Genomic DNA, 19197 nt, shown 5'->3' on the forward strand with positions numbered 1-19197 from the left:
ATGGCCCGCAAACCAATTACCGATATGTCCGCGTGGCCGTCGCTGAGCCTCGAAGGCAACCTGATCGCGCCAGCGATGATCGCCAAGATCGATCAGCGCCAGGCGCCTGAACAATCCCCTGAGGAATACGGGGTTCGCAAAGGCCTGCAAATCCGCGAGGAAATCGCCACCGCCTTCCGCGTCGGCCAATCGCATTTCGACGCCTTTGCGAAGATCGAGCCTCCCTCGGTCGCCGCGACCTCGCGTTTCTTCGCCGATTTCTTTAAGGAAACCTTCGGGTACACCGATCTCGCGGTGGCAGCAGCACCGATCGCCCTCACGGCGTCCGACCGTGTGCCCGTTGTGGTCGTCCCGCCGTCCGAGCTGCTTGATCGCCGCAGCCCGACGCTCTCGACGGACAGGTCGCGCTCTCCGGCCTTCGCCCTGCAGGACCACCTGAATGATCGGGACGAGGCCCTTTGGGGCATAGTGACCAACGGGATGCAGTTGCGCCTCATGCGCGACAATGCCTCCCTGACCCGCCCAGCCTATATCGAGGCCGATCTGGCGCAGATGTTCACCAACGAGGACATCGCGTCCTTTGCGGTGCTCTGGCTCCTGATCCACCGCACCCGCTTCGGCGCGGCAGACACCCCCGCCACCGATTGCCCTCTCGAACGCTGGCGCGATGCCGGCTCCAAGGAAGGCGAAGCCGCGCGCGATCGCCTGGCTGATCAGGTCCAGCTGGCCCTCAAACTGCTCGGCTCGGGCTTCCTCGAAGCCAACCCCGACCTCGCCGCAAAACTGCGCTCCGGCGAAGTGAACCTGACCGAATGGTTCAACGAACTCCTGCGTCTCGTCTACCGCCTGATCTTCCTGATGGTAGCCGAGGACCGGAACCTCCTTCACCCCGAAAAGGCCAAGCCCAAGGCGCGCGCCCTCTACGCTCAGGGCTATTCGTTTCAGTCGCTGCGCGAGCAATGCTACCGCGCCGCAACATGGGACAAGCACCATGACCGCTACGAGGGGGTGAAGATCGTCTTCCGCGCCCTCACGCATGGCCAGCCCGTCCTTGCGCTGCCCGCCCTCGGCGGCCTCTTCGCCGAGGATAGGCTGCCCCACCTCGAAACCGCCCGCCTGCGCAACCGCGCCTTCATGGAGGCGCTCTATCGCCTGTCCTGGCTCGCCGACAAGAACGGCATGGTCCCGGTCAACTGGCGTGCGATGGAGACCGAGGAACTGGGCTCGGTCTATGAATCCCTCCTCGAACTCCAGCCGCAACTCGGCGACGATGGCAGGACGCTGGTCTTCGCCTCCGAAGCCGCCGAGCAGAAGGGGAACCAGCGCAAGACCACCGGTTCCTACTACACGCCTGACAACCTCGTTCAGGCTCTCCTCGACACCGCGCTCGACCCGGTGCTGGACAAGACCGAGGCTGAGGCGGACGATCCGGAACAGGCGCTCCTGAAACTCTCGGTCATCGACCCGGCCTGCGGCTCCGGCCACTTCCTGCTGGCCGCCGCCCGTCGCATCGCCACCCGCTTGGCTCGCATCCGGGCCGAGGGCACACCGTCGCTGGCCGATTTCCGGCATGCGCTGCGCGATGTGGCCCGATGCTGCATCTATGGGGTCGACCGCAACCCGATGGCGGTGGAGCTGACCAAGGTCGCTCTCTGGATCGAGACGGTGGATCCCGGGCTTCCGCTCGGCTTCTTCGATGCGCAGATTCGATGCGGCGACTCGCTGCTGGGCGTGTTCGAGCTCAAGGTGCTGGAGGACGGCATTCCCGACGCCGCCTACAAGCCGTTAACCGGCGACGATAAGGATACGGCGCGTTACTACCTGCAGGCCAACCGCGCCGCGACCTCGGGGCAAGGCGGGTTCGATTTCGGCACCGGCCAGGTTGCCATGCCCGAGATGAAACCGCTGGCGCTGGATTTCTCGGGCTTTCGCGACCTGCCCGAGGATACGGTGGAACAGATCGGGGCCAAAGCCGTGCGGTTCAAGGAACTGCGCAAGGGGCAGGCCTTTGTGCGCGCGACGGCGGCGGCGAACCTTTATGTGGCAGCCTTCCTGCTGCCCAAGGTGGGCGGCGCACCGACAGGGTCGTCGACCCGCACCGTGCCGACGACCGAGGAGCTATGGATGGCCCTTAATCAGGGCAAGCTGCGGCAGGCGATGGTGGACGCGCCCAAGGCCGCCCGCCGCGCACGAGCGTTTCACTGGCCGCTTGAATTCCCCGATGTGATGCAGCGCGGCGGGTTCGATGTGGTGCTGGGCAACCCGCCTTGGGAGGTGATGCAGCTTTCGGACAAGGAGTACTTCGCGTTACGGAATCCTGAGATAGCAGAATTGACGGGCGCCAAGCGTAAAAAGGCAATTGAAGCCTTGGCACACACTGACCCCAATGCGTACTCCGAATACCAGTTTGAAAAACGCCTATCTAGCGCGGCAAATGACTTCGCAAGAGAAGCAACGCACTTCAGCTTAGTTTCAAAGGGAAAAGTGAACACCTTCAGTCTTTTCGCAGCGTTGGCTTTGGCGCTGACCGGAAGGAATGGCTGGTCCGGAATTATTCTTCCTGCAGAGATACTTACCAGCGAAACGCTTTCTGATTTTCTGAAGAATCTTGTTGATTCCAAGCTATTGAAGACCGCCTTTGCGTTCGAAAATGAGGAGTTCGCTTTCCCCGGAATCGCAAATGTTGTGCGGTTTTGCTTGCTTACGTTCTCAAGAGATCAGGGTGAGGATTCTAAGATAGAGATGGCGCACTTCTTGCGTCAGGTTGCACAGTTGGGCGATCAAGAAAGGATCGTTGGCCTCTCACCAGGTGATTTTGTCACCTTTACTCCTTCGCTTGGAACTAGTCCGATATTTCGATCCCGCCACGACTTCGAGCTTTCCAATCAACTGTTCAGTTCGCTCCCGCGTATGGGTGGTAAGACGGATGGCTATTGGGAGCTCGAAGCGAAGCAGGGTCTGTTTAACATGACCTCGAGTAGCTCGCTATTTCATGAGAAGGGAGAGCTGGAAGGGCACGGTCTCATGCTGACAAGGGGCATGGAATTTGAGGGCAAAGGAACTAACTTTGTGCCGCTATACGAGGGAAAGTTTATATCTCATTTTGATCATCGGTTCAGTTCATATCACAACCTCGGAAAGGAAAAAGGTCGAGGTGGGCGCGGGCTTCCACCAGTAAAAATTGAAGAGTATCAAGATCCAAGTTTTGAGGTTCTGCCACGGTACTGGGTAGAAACATCAGACGTCAGAGACGTGCTCGAATCCTTTGACTGGCACAGGCGTTGGATGATCGCTTGGAGAGATATAGCAAACGCAAAAGTAGAGCGTACCACGACATTCTCGGTAATTCCGTGGTCCGCGGTCGGTGATACTGCATCTCTACTTTTTCCACACCACCAGCCCAGCGAGTGTGCGTACCTTTTGGCTAATCTTAACTCGCTTGTTCTGGACTATTGCGCTCGACAGATTGTTGGCGGGACACATATGACGATTGGGTATTTGAGACAGCTGCCTGTTTTAGGGCCCGATTTCTATACAGAAGAACGTGCTGAATTCGTCAAGTCGCGAACTCTGGAACTCACCTACACCTCGAACAGTGTCGCCCCATTTGCCCGCGATCTGGGCCATGACGGCCCGCCCTTCGCCTGGGACGAGGATCGTCGCGCCCACCTCCGCGCAGAACTGGACGCCTTCTACGCCCGCGCCTACGGCCTGACCCGCGACGAGCTGCGCTACATCCTCGACCCCGCCGACGTGAAGGGCCCCGACTATCCCTCGGAAACCTTCCGCGTCCTGAAGGAAAAGGAAATCCGTCAACACGGCGAATACCGCACCCGCCGCCTCGTCCTAGAAGTCTGGGACCGGATGGAGCAGGATGGCACGTTTGCCGCTCTCGGTATGGCTGACGGAACTTCTGCCGTCGCCCAACAAATCGAGCTTTCCCCGCTCAACCAGTATCAGGATGCCGTGTGGGCGTGGCCTCAGGGTGTCAATGAGCGAGACAGAGTCCGGGCACAGCTTCGGGCGATGGTCGGTATCCTGCCAGGGCCTTCCGATGCCCGTCGCGTCCGTCTGGCTGCGCTCGCCTGCCTTCAGCCAGGTCTGCTGGATGGGTTCCTGACGGAAGCGGATCGCCGAGAGTGGCAACGTCTCATGGCGCACTCGACAGGCGTGACCCAGCTTGTACCGCCAACGAATTCAGCATGGGGCGCGGCCTTCAATGCGCATTATTCCTCGGCGGTGTTGGATGTCTCATCCGACGGCACACGATGGAGCGCAGGCCCGACACTTGACCGATCGACCCTGAATGCAAGCGACCCTTATGTCGGCCGCGCAATCTTCGCATGGTCAAGGCTGGAAGGTGTGGATCTGGAGCATGGACTGACGCAGGTATCGGCCGAAGTTCTGCCCTTTATTCGGGAGGGCAGCCTTGCAGCCTGATCTGTTTCAGCCGTCCGAGATTGAATTCAACCTGCCAGAAGGGCAGCAAGGGCCGCGTCTGTGGGTTCGGAGACTGGCGCTCTGGCGCGATCCCCAGACACTGCTGCGCGACATCCCACTTCGGCGTGGGGTCAACATCATCTGGTCGCCCGATCTGTCGATGAACGGAATCGGTGCGACACCTCATGGCAGCGGCAAGACCACGTTCTGCCGTCTGATCCGATATTGCTTGGGCGAGCGCACCTTCGCCAACGACGAACAGCGCCCGCTCATGCAGCAAAAATTGCCGAACGGCTTTGTTGGCGCCGAAGTCATCATTGATGGCGAGTGTTGGGTGGTCACCCGTCCTATTGGCATGAACCTGCCATCCCGCGCCACCCACGCTGAGTGCATCGAGGAGACATTTGACCAGCTTCTGGTCGGCACCGAACCTCCAACGATTGCGCCGGTGATATCCGACAGATTTTGTGCGCGGTATCGAGATCAGGTTCCGGACAACTTGAAGGCAGAGCAAGTCTGGGACGTCCTGCTGGCTTGGCTCACCCGCGATCAGGAATGCCGCCTGGATGACGTTTTCGACTGGCGTTCCAAGCGATCCGGTTCAGGATCACCTGCACAGGAGCTCTCACTTGAAACAAGGCTGACGGTCGTGCGCCTGGCTATCGGGGCGCTCTCCGCGGACGAAGTTCAAGCCACGAAGGAGGCCAGAGCGCATACACGTGAGCGCGACACTCTGCGTGAGAAGCTTGGCCATCTCGACTGGTTCCAGAGTCAAAGGTTTGACGAGCTTTGTGAACGCCTTGCTTATCCCAAAGACCGTGATCCTACGGAAGAAATCGTTCGCAAGGAGTTGATCGACAAGGCGTATGAAGAACTTGCAAAGGTCCTCGGCACCGAGCACTCCAAGGGCAATCGCCCTAGCGACGCTCTGCGTCACAAGCGAAACCTTCTGCAGTCCAAACGAAACGAGAGCAGCGACGAAAGGGCAGAAAAGAAAGCCCTATTGAACAGCCTGCCGAGCCAGATTTCTGCTGCACGCGCCGAACAAGGAACCGAGCAGGCGAGACTTGAGACCGGTGTTATTGTCCGTTGCGCAATTTGCCATGTCAGCATCGATGAAGTGAAGGCCAATGGATGCGGGGTGTCGTTGCAACGGTGCAACCTTGACGAGGTAAAAGCCCGGATTGAACGGACCGAAAAAAATGTAGCTGAACTAGAACATCAGAAACGGGAATTGCCGGAAGAAATCGAAAAACTCGATCAGGAAATCGCTCGATTGGATGGTGAGATTTCCAAAATTGACGAGTCCTTCTCTCAACTCGAACAGCAGGCCTCTGACGCAAACGAGGCTATCAATCGCGCGCAGGACTTGGTGAGAGAAGCTAACTGGTTCGACCGCCAGCTAGGTGATCGCGCCCGAATAGTTCAACGCTTGGAAGGTGTTGAAAAAATGCTTGAGGGCCAGCGGCAAAAGATGGGTCTGGAGCGAGAGCGCGCTGCGGCAGCAATAGGTGATCTGGAAACATACTTTCGACAGCTCGTCGCGACACTGATGCCCAATGGTTGTACTGGGAAAGTGAAGCTAGATGGCAACGGCCTTCATCCCGAGATACTGCTGGATCGCGGCGCAGGCCTTTCAACGGCGGCAGTAGAGTCGTTCAAAATCGTTGCTTTTGATCTCGCTGCTATGATCCTTTCAGTGAACGGAAAAGCTGATCTACCATCGTTCCTTATCCATGACAGCCCGCGTGAAGCAGACCTTGACGCTGGCATCTACTCAAACTTCTTTGATTTCGCGCTAAGCCTAGAAGAGAAGACAAGCCCGCCGCCATTCCAGTATATTGTCACGACAACCACCGCCCCAGCACAAATCACAGCAGATCATCACTCTGTACGGCTGAAACTGTCATCAACCCCACCTGAGGCCAGGTTGTTTGCGATGGACTTTGGATGATAGAGACGCCCCAATCCTTCGTTACCCGTCAGGAATGCGAGAAGGTCACGTACCAGAACGGCTTCCGCCGCCCCCATGGCGAAATTGAGGGCTGGCAGCGGTACAGTTCGACGACCGCACAGGGATCGATCTGGCTCGCGCGGGAGACTACCGGCGCGTGGTTACTCGCGCTTGATCATGCGGGGGTCATCGCAGAGATCGGGATGGAAACGTTCGATGCAGCAGGGCCTGGCCTCGCACGTTTCCGATTTGCCTCGCTGGCACTGCTCTATGGCTTGATGCCAAGGGTTTATGAGCTCGCCGCGAGCCTCCCCGATGCACCACTACAGGAGTTCTTGCACCGCACGAAAAACCTGCCAAGGACGACAGAGGCAGAGCGTAATGTGGTTCAGCGGGTCGGTCAAAATATCTTTCGAGAGCGTCTAACAAAATATTGGCAGGGACGCTGCCCTTTGAGCGGTGTTGGGGACAACGCGCTCCTTCGGGCCTCTCACATCAAGCCATGGCGAGACTGTGAAAATGATGACGAGCGCTTGGATGTACACAATGGCCTACTTCTATCAGCTCTCTGGGATGCGGCGTTTGACAGCGGTCTCGTGACCTTTGACGACGATGGCATCCCGATCTTTTCCGAATGCCTGAGCGAGCGAGCGCGAGCGGGGCTTCATTTCGGGAATTGTTTAGATTTAACGGATAATCATCGGAAGTTTCTTGTCTGGCACAGAAAATACGTGTTTGAAGCCACTGATTACCGGGCAACTGGCGGGTGACGGTCCAGAGCTGTCATTCGAGCTGGGAGCCGCGCAAGACCGGTCCGAGCCCTGTGCTGCATTTCATTGACTTGTCGCAAATGAACACAACAAGCGGCTTATAGCTACGCGCCTAGAACAGAGTGGCGCAGAACACGAGTGACGCCCATTTCGTATGCGCTGCCGGTTTCAAGACTTATACATTGGGGCGAGATATCGTTTTCCCGGATTTGAGATACCTTCCTTGATACTGTTCACTTGGACGGGCAGATTCGGCAAGGCACCACCCACAGCGACAGCAACCTGAGGATATGGATCGACCAGTTGCGGATAAGTTTCCCTCAACTCATTCGGCATGGGCTGGACCAAAGACAGTTGAAGCCGCTTTCCATCCTGCTCGATCAAAATTCCATCCAGCGCAGTGACAACTGGAAGGTGGGCTCCTCCACCTGTCGCGGTCACGTTGACGATCTTTTCGTCGCCAGCGACAGAGAATGCAGCTTTGGTGGCAAGATCCGTGATCTTCTTGAACAGTCCCTTGACGATGGATTGTTCAAGGAACTCGTCCAATTCGATGTTGACGACGTCCCCTGTCACCAGACTTACACTAAGGGCACTATCCGTAAATAGCACTTCCTTGTCCCCACGGATTGTACGCTTCAGAGAAGCTTGAACCCGCCTATACTCAGCGGTATCGTCAGCCAAGCCGCTTTTGTGCATTATCATCTTTAGAAGGGCGTTATCTAGGATGTTGCCGGCTTGATTTATTGCACCGGCCGCCGGGATAACCTCGGCTACTGTAACGCGATCTCTGCTAGGGTTGTTCACGCAAATGCATCCGGCGACATCCGTTGTGCCTGCGCCGATATCCAGAATGACATACGGCACCCTATGTTGAGCGGGAGTGCCTATGAGAGCACCAGCGCCCGCGGCCGTGGCTTCGAGGACGGGGTCGGCAATCAACCCAAATGGCAGTTCGTCATCCTGGGCCTTTCGGGCCAACTGGACAATCATGCATGCCTTCTCTAACGGCAGATTGCTGGCAAGGTCGTCACCACAGGATCTTGCCAGGGCTATCGCCTCAGCGATGATCCGACGCATGGCCTCACTGTTGTCCTTGAAATGGTCTAACGTCCAAGCGGGATGTGCATATCTACGCCTCAGGTCAATGCTGAGGCCATGCCCAAGCAGCGCCTGCTCAGCGCGAAGGTTCAAGTGCGCAAGATACATTACCAGTGCGTCCCTTTGCGTCAGGGTGCCCGATGGATCTTGGGGCCGCTCGAGCTTGCGCCTGTGCAGATCCGTCACGTCTTTGGTGAGTGTAATGAACTGTTTTGGACTGTCGATCAGCCGATCTTGCGTCGCCTCGACGGCGCTAAAGTGGGCCCGCGCTGCAGCTCCTAAGTAAAGTTCTTCACCGTCAACAAAGAGCTCCGACGGGAGCAAGAGTTCCGGATCGCCAAAGGCATTCGCTCCAAAAGCCAACGGAAATAGCTCAGGCACGTCGTCGTTGTCGTCGATGGAGCAAGCGAATGCCTTAGAAAACGACGTTCCGAAGTCGAGGCACATGAGGTGATCTTCATCGATCTCTTCAGGTGTTGGGCATGTGATAGCGGGAATTTCGATAGTCGGTTCAACCGCTGACGCAATCGGAGCATCGACGACATCGATTGGTTCCAGATCAAGGATGGCGCGCAAAGATTCAGCTTCGACCGATGTGAGAAAAACGTCGGGGGACTTATCGAACCGTTCGAGAAGGCTTTTAAGTACAATTTTAGCAGTTGCTTTATCCATTGCTGCTCTCAACCTCTGCCTTAACCAGTATGATGCTGACTCCGCCTCGACCTTCCTTGACGACTCCGGGTGTCAGGACACGAACCTCACTCCCAATTCTTAGGTCGTCCTCTCCGACATGCGCGGCTGGGTCATATCTGACCAGTTCTGAGCGCTGAGGACTGAGGGCGATGCGGCGCGTGCGGGCGATTGCGCGCGCCCATTGTGTCGCCAGGACACCTCGCTTCAACGCTCCCTCCAAGAAATCACCTTCTGCCGCCATGATGTCCTTCACATCATTAAGGGCTTGTTCGACCGCGTTCGTATGAAGCTCAGGAGGATCCAGCGCGATCAAAAGTCGGCCGACATACTCGTCCAGCTTTGCGTCTGAAAGTGCCTCCATGCCGCGAATCGAACGTTCTGCCTTCGGCTCTTCGCCGTTCACGAACCAATATGCGATTGCCTCGTCGAGGCTCGGCGTACGCGCGGCAAACTCGCTAGCCATACTATTGATCAATCGCGCGCCGACCGCAGCGACCAGTGCGTCCCTGAGAGGCTTATTCATCACGCCCTGCTTCGCAAACATGAGAAGCGTCTCGACACCGAGGCGCACGATACGTCGCACTGCGCTCTCAAAGTCCTGAGACGGAGACGCGGGGTGCCACCATCCACGCATTGCGTCGATGATTTTGTAGCTTTCTGGGTCTGTGCGCGCGCTGAAGTTGAGTCTCACGATCTTTTGGATCGCAGCAAGAAAGTCTTGGCAAGCCTCCTCTCGAAGAATGCGATCGTCGGGGCCTGACTTCGGCAAATGGTCGACGAAAAGAACTCTGAGCTGCTTGCCAAGGTCATTCCCGGCGTCAATGTCGACCGTTGCAACGAAGTCATCGATCGCAGCAACGATGCGGCGCATTCGTCGGCAAAGTCCATCCGGTCTAAGGTCGTTCTCTCGAGCGACTGTCTCAATCTCATCATTTAATCGCTGCAGGAATGCTGTCAAAGACGCGACTTCGGAGCCGGCGATATTGGCCCAAACACGGCGTGCCGTCTCGGCCGTTTCTTCTTCGGCAAGTTCCCGATAAGAAATGGCGATAATCTCTCTTCGCTTACCGCCCTGAAGACTTCTTGCAAGGTAATAACGATCCTCACCATCCGGCAGGCGAACAAATTCAGGGAGAGCTGTCTCTAGCCTTTTGCCCAGCAACCTCTCTACGAGGCGCTCGGCTGGTTTTGATACTGCAGCCATGCGCCCAAGTGTTGCAAACGTTGTCCAAACTGCGGACGGATCATCGTCGTAAAGATGGGATCCGACGCATCTCCAAAGTTCTTTGAATTCCGATGTCTCGAACTGCTCTTTTGTGAGCTTGCGGCTCTGTATCAAAGTGCGCAGGTCGGCAAGCGCTTCGGGCAGATCCGAGGGTGTTTCTGTTGGGGATTGGTTCACGAAGACTCCGTAGCTTTAATTTTAGCACCGCAGCCGGAGGCTATAGGGTTTACTTAACGCATATCGGCTTAGCATGCAAAGCTGCGGTTGATGCCGTGCGCAGCGAAGGTCTGCTGTCCGCTCGTTGACCGCGAATGCGGGAAACGCTGCGATAATCGATGTCTCCGCGCTTCCCGCCTTCGCTACCGTGTATGACGTTATCGAGCGCCTCGCAGATTCTCATCTTAGCTGTCGCGGCGTTCTTAAGTGAGCTGTCGCGCTATACCGTCATGACCATCGCGGCCGACCGTCCGCCGTCGCCAGCACGATCTCGCTTCGCCAGGCCAGCTTGCGCGGGGTGTTCCGGTTGGCGACCAGAGCTTGAAGCTCGGCGCGGTCATCGGGGTTCAGATACAGGCAAATATCAGCGCGTCTCATCGCCCGACAATGACACAGATGACAAAAAAGGGAATCTTCTGTCAGGTGAAGAACACTAGAGTTTGATTGTTTCAGGAAAGAAGGATGCAATCTGATCCGCCTCTTCCTGACTTTTCATTAGACGAACACAAACGAGATTCTTCTTTGTTCGTGAGCACGCAACATAAATAAGTTTCTTTGATGCGATTTCCCGTTTTGATTCTGGAATGTCTTTCGTAAAGCAGCTCACGAAATCATACTCTGTCGTCCAGCCATACTCGTCGATAACGAGAAGCACATTCTCGATGCCCGTTCCTTTCGTCTTGTGCATCGTAGAAAACTGGCCTTCGTTGTCCTCATACTCATAGAACGCCCTTATCTCACCAAGCGTGAGCTCTGTGGAAAATAGGGAGCTAAGAAAGTTCTTCTGTCTTAGTTCATTTAATCTGTCGTCGTATTCCTGCTCCAACATCTCAACGCTGATGTGCTTCATACTCGTGGCGGCCACCTCCTTTGACATTTGGATTTTGGTACGGTGGCCGTTCCGGTGTAGTTCTTCAAAATCGGCAAAGACAGGATCACCTGCAAGCTTTGCCAAAAGCTCATTACGCCGATCAACAAATGCCTTGTGGCTGTCTGAAACTCTTATCAAGCCACATTCGGCGGCATACTCCATGGCCTCATAGGCGGCGCGATCCTTCGACCCGAACGAGTGAAGCATTTCATCGAGCTTGGCCTTATCTGCGACTGACGTAATAGAATATCCGCGCTTCCGTAATTTCGCGATCAAACGGTTATATGAGCGCCTGTCGCCTGGCAAACTCCTGTGCAGAGCAACCAGGTCAATCAGTTCGCCAAACTGCAACCTGTCAAGCGTCTTGCGCATGCGGTCCCGAGGCTCTGAATATCGATCATCGAAGATCTGATATAGCCTTCCGAATCCGACATCGTTCGCAATAGACTTATTCGTCAGTTTCAACTGAACATAGCCCGGATATTCAGAGGCGGTTCTTTCAACCAGCGCATCAAGTGCACTTCTGAACAATGCCGCATTTGTCCTCCGGTCTTCCGCCTTATCTCCGGTATCAACCTCCGCAGGAGCCAAGTCGTACACCAACTTCACGCTGCCCTGGCGGCTCTCAAGGGTTTCAAGAGTTCCGTCATCAAGCGATTTCAGCGCTACATCCTGCTCTAGACCGTCTGTCCGGAACTTATTGCTAAAATCAATGACTTGGGGAGAGCACCGATAATTGTCCTCCTTCTCGACAAGAATAAGCTCTTTGGCATCGATATGTGACTGAGCACTTCCTATGCCATCCGAATAGATGGCCTGTTCGGAGTCGCCGAACAATCCGATGATGGTCTTCGCGTCTTCAGGCAAACAGCGCAAAAGGACGCGAACGACATCTGCACTTGTGTCCTGATACTCATCGATAAAGATGCAATCTTGCCGATCTGATACGATCCTACCCAGCAACGGGAAGCTTTCAAAAATATGGCAGGCCAACGCGATCAGGCCATCATGACCGTATGAAGGATCGTTGAAATTGTCAAAGGCAGTATCATTGTAGAAGAACTCGTTCGGCTGTCTCGCCGCCAGCTTGTCGCGGATTTCCTTGTTGACCTCGCCGATCAACTCATTGAGCTGCACAATGTATGTGTCGGGTTCCTTGTCGTACTCCCGTTTTCCGGTGACCTTCGCTGTATCTTCACCGAATACCGTCCTCCGGCGGTTTTCGAGCTGGCCATGCGCCTTCTTGAACCGGGCGTGCTCCTCCTTCTTCCTCGCCTTTTCGTCGCCGTTATAGTGATCATCTCCAAGGGCAACGAACTCAGGTAATTCGAAGAGCTTTGGAAAAATATGTTGGATGTTCTTCTTGAACGGCGAAATAATCTCGCCCAAGAACGAGTGAATTGTTGAAACCTTGATGTCGCCAGAGACACGATCAGAAATTTCATCAGCCGCTTTGTTCGTATGAGTGATGCACGCAATACGAAGGCTTGGATTGGCCTTCAGAACCTTCTGAACAACCCTTTTCAAGCCCTCTGTCTTTCCGCTTCCAGCCCCACCTTGAAGAACGAAGTTCTCGCCGCTGGAAACAAGCCCTGCGATCCGATCTACCGGATTCAGTTTTTGTGAATCCATTTCAATCCATCCATGATATATTTCGGCACACGCCAGCTTTCGCCTTCGACAAGGGCCAAGTATAAAACCGATCCGGCAAAATCGGATTTCTTTCCGAGTATCTGAGTTGTAAGAGAATAAAAGTCATCGCCGCTGAATTGATCCAGCGTGTCCCTGTTTTTCAAACTCGCCAACGTATCCTTGCGGGCCTTGACTTTATCCAAGTTGATCGAAAGAAAAGCGTCCTCAAAACTTCTTGCGTGGTAACCGTCCTCCGCAAGCTGGTAGGCAAGCTCAATTTGCCCTTCGCCCGAAGAGGCAGTTCCCTCTACCAGTCGCTTATGCCAGTCCGAGAAGTCCTTCTCTTCCTTCGGATCAGGGGCTGAGAGGAAGTGCTTCAGGGTTTCATTTGAGGTATGGCTCGACTCTGCAACAGGACAGGCGGGATAGCTGGTCTTTCCGGTCTTCTCACTGACAACAGCTCTGGTTGTGTCGATATCGGTGATGACCAATGTGCGAACGCCAATGAATTCAAGGAACGGAGCGAACGCTCTCGCATTCGCGCCGACTTCCAGAACGGATATGTTCTGGGAAGACAACCCGCTCTCCGCCGTTTCATCGACATTTTCCCTATCATGCATCTCAATGAAAAGGGGAAGCAGGATGCGTTCCGTGGTTCCCTCGATGAAGATCGCTTTGCTTGCGAAGAACAGTTCAGCAGAGTTGATTGTGAGGTATTGCTTGAGAAACTGAAAAAGCGCCGCCCCGTCTGCTCCAAGCTCTTGGTACCTGACGCTCAGATCAGTGTGAAAATTTTTGATCGTGACAGGTTGGGACGGAGACAGCCGTGAAAGATACCTGATGTCCTCAAAGTTCGATTTGGAAACGATGTGGGAAGAATGGGTTGTGAGCAGAGCCTGCAAGTTGGGGATTTTCGAGGTCAATCCATGGATTTTGTCCGCGAAGACATACTGCATCTGCGGATGCGTGTGTGCTTCGGGTTCCTCGATAAGCAGGAGGTTCAGAGGGGCGTTTCGTCTGGCAAAGTCGTCGCGGCACAACTCGATCTGCAACAGAAGATAAAGGATGTTCAGGTATCCGAGCCCGCTATAGTGCTCAGGAAGAAAGTTGTCGGTCTCGCCGTAAATGACCTGCGACGAGGTTTCGATGAGAGATTGCGATTGGATGTTGGAGACGACCTTCAAATCGCCCAGCTCCAGAAAGTCGCGTGAGCTTTTCAGAAAACCTCCGAAAACCTGCGCATACTGCTCTCCAAGCTGATCATCGATGCTGGCAAGCATTGATCTGAGCTTTTCAATACTCTCACCGCCTGACCCGGTAGTCTCGTCATCGTCATCGTCATCGTCATCGTCATCGGCCTCGATGTCGCGTTTTCGAAAGAACCTGGTAGATATCGCCGACAGAGGTTTCGCACCACGTCCGGCGTCTTCTGAGCTCGCAACATTTCTGCGCGCATGAATGACCTGAAAATTCAAAAGCGCCCGCACCCCGGATCGATCTTTCTCTTCCAGTTGATCGCGGTGTGCCAGGTAGTATGGCGTTTCCTCAGCGTGCCCGAAATCATCAAACGCATAAACTTTGATGTCCAGAAATTTTCCGCTGAGGTTGTTTTCAATGAACTTCTTTCGCTCTTTCGGATCGTCTGGCAACACGCGAAGCAGTTTCTTCTTGTCAATGCAGCATTCGAAAAGGATGTTGGTATGTCGCCGTGTCGGATCAAGATCCAGCATAAACTCGGAGAGTATCGCAAGGTTATCAGTCTCGTCATAAGCTATGCGTAGCACCAGCCTGATCGCAAGTTCCTCGATATTCGTCTCATCATCAATACCGAGCACTTTCTCCCTTATTGGAATTGGAAAGTCAGTGTAGGTGAAATGGTCAGGTTTTTCCAGAAACCTTTCCAGTAGAACAGCAAAGGATGTTTTCCCGGTGTTGTTTTTGCCTACAAGAAGCGTTGTCTTTTCTCGCATGTCTAGGCAGCAATCTTGTAGGAGCCGAAAGTTTTCAATTCTGATCTGTTCAATATGCATGTCGAGAATACGCCTGATTGTGCGGCCCGTTTCTGGAGCCGATATTTACTCATCAAAATATCACGCGACGCTCCGGCGCGCAAAGTATAGTTGCGGCTCGAAGTCGACTTGTAGCGCAGCAGGGCAATGTTCGGCTTCGAGGTCGCCTGAATGTCTGTTTCCAATATCGTTGCGGAACTGACTCGCACGAGCAGCGAAAGTCCGGTTCCCGCCGAGTTGAACCGCGAATGCGGGAAACGCTGCGATAATCGATGTCTCCGCGCTTCCCGCCTTCGCTACCGTGTATGACGTTATCGAGCGCCTCGCAGATTCTCATCTTAGCTGTCGCGGCGTTCTTAAGTGAGCTGTCGCGCTATATATGGGATCAGTTCGGCAAACAGATGCACCAACTCTGCGCCACGCTTGGTCAGTCGAAACTCACCCTTGAAGTGACGCCCCAGGCGCAGGGAAAGCCGCCACGCCGGCGGATGGAAAACCGCGAAACCCGCCCCTGGAACCGCGTCACGCCACTGCCAAGCTGTTCACACCGAAATCCTGGCGTAGAAGAACGTGTTGATCAGACGTTCCTTGTCATCGAAGCTTAGAAGATATATAATTGGAGGCGTCCGGAGCATTGAGTTGCGGACTACTTGGTCAGTCCCACACAATGGGGCTGCGGAATAACCTGCTGCACACTCTTTGTGCAGCGGGATTTATATTTCAACCTTTTCGGCGGAAGTTTTTTCAATCCGGACTGACCCCGACGCTAACATCTGGGGAATTTTCAAACGGCTGTTGCGGGGAGATTACATCCGACAAATACAGTGCGCCGATCTGTGCCGTCAGTGGGTTGAGAGAAAATCCTGATGGATCAGGCAACTCCGTGATGGTAGGCTTCGTCGCGTGGCACATCCTTTTCTCTTCGGAGAATTGACGGCGTCTTGAACACGGCCATGATATGCCACCCCTCAGGCGCCATCACGCCATCACCAACTTTCCCGCGCCGCTTGGAGCGTGCGCACACGGCATTCAATCTCATCAGCCGTTCAATCCGGTGCGGTCAGCAGGCGAATCCTTCTTCGCGCACGTCATGCCAGACGCGGCGTGCCTCGGCCGTTGGCGACGCCGAGCCTCGGGTCAAGCCCGTCCACGCCACAGGCTGCTTACAACTCTGTTTGCCGAAGCCATCTAAAAAAGGGCCTCAAACGAGCATTCGTAGCGAACCACACAACTCAAGGCACCTGTTCTTGCGTGGCTGGGGCCCTTATGAAGCTAGTTGTTGGATTCGAAGCGGCTGTCCGCTCAAGCACGACAGACGGAGGCACAAGCGACAATCCACCTGTCGAAAAGCGTTAAACTTTTGTCGAAAGCGACAAACCTAGTGTCGTCTTTCATTGATTTCAGTGGTGAGCCCGACAGGATTCGAACCTGTGACCCACTGATTAAAAGTCAGTTGCTCTACCAACTGAGCTACGGGCCCAACGAGGGGGTTACTAGGTGCGCTGACCTGGAGCGTCAAGCAGAAAAACGATCCTCACTGGCGGATTTTTTCCAGGCATCCTATATGCAGGTCATGAGCAATGATGTCCCCTCCGGCCTGCCTTTCATGAAGATGCACGGGCTAGGCAATGATTTTGTTGTCATCGACCTGCGTTCGGGCGGAGAGCCCCCGGCGGAGGGTCTTGTCGCGCGCATCGCCGACCGGAACCGGGGGGTCGGATTCGATCAGCTTGCCACGATCCAGCTGGACGATCAGGCGGATGTCAGGCTGCGGTTCTGGAACAGCGATGGCTCGCCCAGTTCGGCTTGCGGCAACGCGACGCGATGCATTGCCCGGCACGTCATGGACGAGACGGGGCGGGACCGGCTTAGCCTGCGCACCGATCACGGTGTGTTGCGGGCCGAGGATGTCGGGGATGGGTTGACGCGGGTGAACATGGGGCGGCCGGTGCTTGACTGGCGGCAGATACCGCTGGCGCAAGAGGTCGATATCGATCATTTGCCGATAGCTGGCGATCCGGCGGCGACCGGCATGGGAAACCCGCATATGACGTTTTTCGTCGAGGATGCGGCGGCGATCAACCTGAACGCATTCGGACCAGAGCATGAGCATCATCCGCTATATCCCGAGCGCACGAATGTCGAGATCGTGCAGGTGATCTCGGAAAGTGAAATCCTGCTGCGGATATGGGAGAGGGGGACCGGCCCGACGCTGGCCTCTGGGTCCTGTTCCTGCGCGGCGGCAGTGGCGGCGGCGCGGCGCGGGCTGACGGATCGGCGGGTCAAGGTGAATGTGCCGGGCGGGGTGCTGCATATCGACTGGTGCGAGGATGGCGTCTGGATGGAAGGCCCGACAGCGCATGTCTTTTCAGGTGTATTGACCCCGGAATGGGTGTCGGCATGAGCGCGCCGGTTTTCTCTACACTCGGCTGCCGGCTGAACGCCTACGAGACCGAGGCCATGCGCGAGATGGCCGAGGCCGCCGGGATGTCGGGCGCGGTGGTGGTCAATACCTGCGCCGTGACGGCCGAAGCGGTGCGCAAGGCGCGGCAGGAAATCCGGCGGCTGGCGCGGGAAAATCCCGGCGCCCCGGTGATCGTGACCGGATGCGCGGCGCAGACCGAGCCGGAAACCTTTGCGGCCATGTCCGAAGTGACCCGCGTCATCGGCAATCACGAGAAGATGCAGCCCGAGACATGGGCGCAGATGCGGACGCCGGACCTGATCGGCGAAACAGAAAAGGTCCGCGTTGACGACATCATGTCGGTCAAGGAAACGGCGGGCCACCTGATCGACGGTTTCGGGCGTCACCGCGCCTATGTGCAGGTCCAGAACGGCTGCGATCACCGCTGCACCTTCTGCATCATCCCCTATGGGCGCGGCAATTCGCGCAGCGTTCCGGCGGGCGTGGTGGTCGAGCAGATCAAGCGGCTGGTCGGGCGCGGCTTCAACGAGGTGGTGCTGACCGGGGTGGACCTGACCTCATGGGGCGCCGATCTGCCGGGGCAGCCCCGCTTGGGCGATCTGGTGATGCGCATTCTGCGGCTGGTGCCGGATTTGCCGCGTTTGCGGATCAGCTCCATCGATTCGATCGAGGCGGATGAGAACCTGATGCTGGCCATCGCCTCGGAACCCCGGCTGATGCCCCATCTACATTTGTCCCTGCAGGCGGGCGACGACATGATCCTCAAGCGGATGAAGCGCCGCCATTTGCGCGACGATGCCATTCGCTTCTGCGAAGAGGCGCGGGAACTGCGTCCCGAGATCGTGTTCGGCGCCGATATCATCGCCGGTTTCCCGACCGAGACCGAGGAGATGTTTGAAAACTCCCTGCGGCTGGTCGAGGATTGCGGGCTGACCTTCCTGCATGTCTTTCCCTATTCGGCCCGCAAGGGCACCCCGGCGGCGCGGATGCCTGCCGTCAGGGGGCCGGTGATCCGCGAACGCGCCGCCCGTCTGCGCGAGGCCGGAGATCGCGCGCTGCGCCGTCATCTGGAGGCGCAGGTGGGGCAGGTGCACCGGGTGCTGACCGAAGGCCCGCGTTTGGGCCGGACCGAGCAATTCACCGAAGTTGCCTTTGCCGAGGATCAACCGGAAGGCGCGCTGACCGAGCTGCGCATATCCGGGCAGGACGGCACGCGCCTGGTGGCGTGAGCACAGCCATTTCCCGTAAAGGAGCAGTCCCATGCATCCCAACCCGGCCTACCGGCAAACCAGTCGCGACGAAAACCTGGCATTCGCGACCAGGCGCGGCTTTGGAATGCTGACCTGTCCCGGCGATCCATGGCCGCTGGCGGCGCATATCCCCTTTATCCCCTGCGATGGCGGCGTCGAGTTCCACCTCGTGCGCAGCAACCCGATCTGCCGGGCGGTGCCTGCACCGGCGCTCTTGGCGGTCAGCGGCGCGGATGGCTATATCTCGCCCGACTGGTACGACATCCCGGATCAGGTGCCGACATGGAACTATGTCGCCGTGCATCTGCGCGGGCGGATCGAGCCTGCGCCCGATCTGCGCGGCCATCTGGAGCGGCTGTCCGAAGCCTTCGAAACCCGGCTGCTGCCCAAGCCGGTCTGGCGGCTGGACAAGATGGATGATGACGCGCTGGCCCGGATGATGCGCGCGATCCTGCCGTTCCGGCTGATCGTCGAGGATGTGCAGGGCACGTGGAAATTATCGCAGAACAAAGCCGACGATGTCCGGCTGCGCGCCGCTGAACATGCCGAGCCGGAGCTTGCAGCGCTTATGTGTGGCGACTAGCGTGGCCGCAATTCAGGAGGAGATCACC

Annotated in this window: 10 protein-coding genes and 1 tRNA gene; 6 read left to right on the forward strand and 5 right to left on the reverse strand. The window is 56.5% G+C overall.

The features are described 5' to 3' along the window. Genes JHX88_RS06605 through JHX88_RS06615 form a run of 3 tightly spaced genes read left to right on the forward strand, consistent with a single transcriptional unit; the run spans window position 1 to window position 7164 of the window. Window positions 1-4440 (forward strand): Eco57I restriction-modification methylase domain-containing protein, encoded by a 4440-nt coding sequence (locus tag JHX88_RS06605; protein WP_076527225.1) that lies wholly within the window; start codon window positions 1-3, stop codon window positions 4438-4440. Beyond that, window positions 4430-6394: a DUF2326 domain-containing protein gene (locus JHX88_RS06610; RefSeq protein WP_076527224.1), complete on the forward strand. Its 1965-nt coding sequence runs from the start codon at window positions 4430-4432 to the stop codon at window positions 6392-6394. Before JHX88_RS06605 ends, JHX88_RS06610 begins: the two co-directional genes overlap by 11 nt. Further along, complete coding sequence (locus JHX88_RS06615; protein ID WP_076527223.1) at window positions 6391-7164, forward strand: HNH endonuclease; 774 nt, start codon at window positions 6391-6393, stop codon at window positions 7162-7164. Before JHX88_RS06610 ends, JHX88_RS06615 begins: the two co-directional genes overlap by 4 nt. A gap of 168 nt (window positions 7165-7332) precedes the next feature. On the opposite strand, the gene JHX88_RS06620 is transcribed toward JHX88_RS06615, so the two are convergent. From JHX88_RS06620 to JHX88_RS06640, 5 genes are all read right to left on the reverse strand, one after another. After that, a complete protein-coding gene (locus tag JHX88_RS06620) occupies window positions 7333-8937 on the reverse strand; it encodes an acetate and sugar kinases/Hsc70/actin family protein (RefSeq protein ID WP_076527222.1) in 1605 nt (534 codons plus the stop codon). Further along, window positions 8930-10360: a hypothetical protein gene (locus JHX88_RS06625; protein WP_141225877.1), complete on the reverse strand. Its 1431-nt coding sequence runs from the start codon at window positions 10358-10360 to the stop codon at window positions 8930-8932. Before JHX88_RS06625 ends, JHX88_RS06620 begins: the two co-directional genes overlap by 8 nt. A 472-nt stretch (window positions 10361-10832) precedes the next feature. Continuing rightward, window positions 10833-12902 carry a UvrD-helicase domain-containing protein gene (locus JHX88_RS06630; RefSeq protein ID WP_076527220.1) on the reverse strand — a complete coding sequence of 690 codons (2070 nt, stop codon included), beginning with the start codon at window positions 12900-12902 and terminating at the stop codon, window positions 10833-10835. Next, window positions 12884-14932, reverse strand: a complete 2049-nt coding sequence (locus tag JHX88_RS06635; protein ID WP_076527219.1) for an ATP-dependent nuclease — start codon at window positions 14930-14932, stop codon at window positions 12884-12886. The genes JHX88_RS06630 and JHX88_RS06635 overlap by 19 nt, the downstream gene beginning before the upstream one ends. 1383 nt (window positions 14933-16315) lie before the next feature. Continuing rightward, a tRNA-Lys gene (locus JHX88_RS06640) sits at window positions 16316-16391 on the reverse strand. A gap of 93 nt (window positions 16392-16484) precedes the next feature. Between JHX88_RS06640 and dapF the strand changes: the two genes are divergently transcribed. The 3 genes from dapF to JHX88_RS06655 are packed head-to-tail and all read left to right on the forward strand — an operon-like array spanning window position 16485 to window position 19169. Further along, complete coding sequence (gene dapF / locus JHX88_RS06645) at window positions 16485-17315, forward strand: diaminopimelate epimerase (protein WP_176011468.1); 831 nt, start codon at window positions 16485-16487, stop codon at window positions 17313-17315. Beyond that, window positions 17312-18565, forward strand: a complete 1254-nt coding sequence (mtaB, locus tag JHX88_RS06650; protein ID WP_076527217.1) for a tRNA (N(6)-L-threonylcarbamoyladenosine(37)-C(2))-methylthiotransferase MtaB — start codon at window positions 17312-17314, stop codon at window positions 18563-18565. The genes dapF and mtaB overlap by 4 nt, the downstream gene beginning before the upstream one ends. 31 nt (window positions 18566-18596) lie before the next feature. After that, a complete protein-coding gene (locus JHX88_RS06655) occupies window positions 18597-19169 on the forward strand; it encodes an FMN-binding negative transcriptional regulator (protein ID WP_076527216.1) in 573 nt (190 codons plus the stop codon). The last annotated feature ends 28 nt before the right edge of the window (window positions 19170-19197 follow it).

Origin of the sequence: Paracoccus saliphilus (assembly GCF_028553805.1) — a bacterium.
GTDB classification, from domain to species: Bacteria; Pseudomonadota; Alphaproteobacteria; order Rhodobacterales; family Rhodobacteraceae; genus Paracoccus; species Paracoccus saliphilus.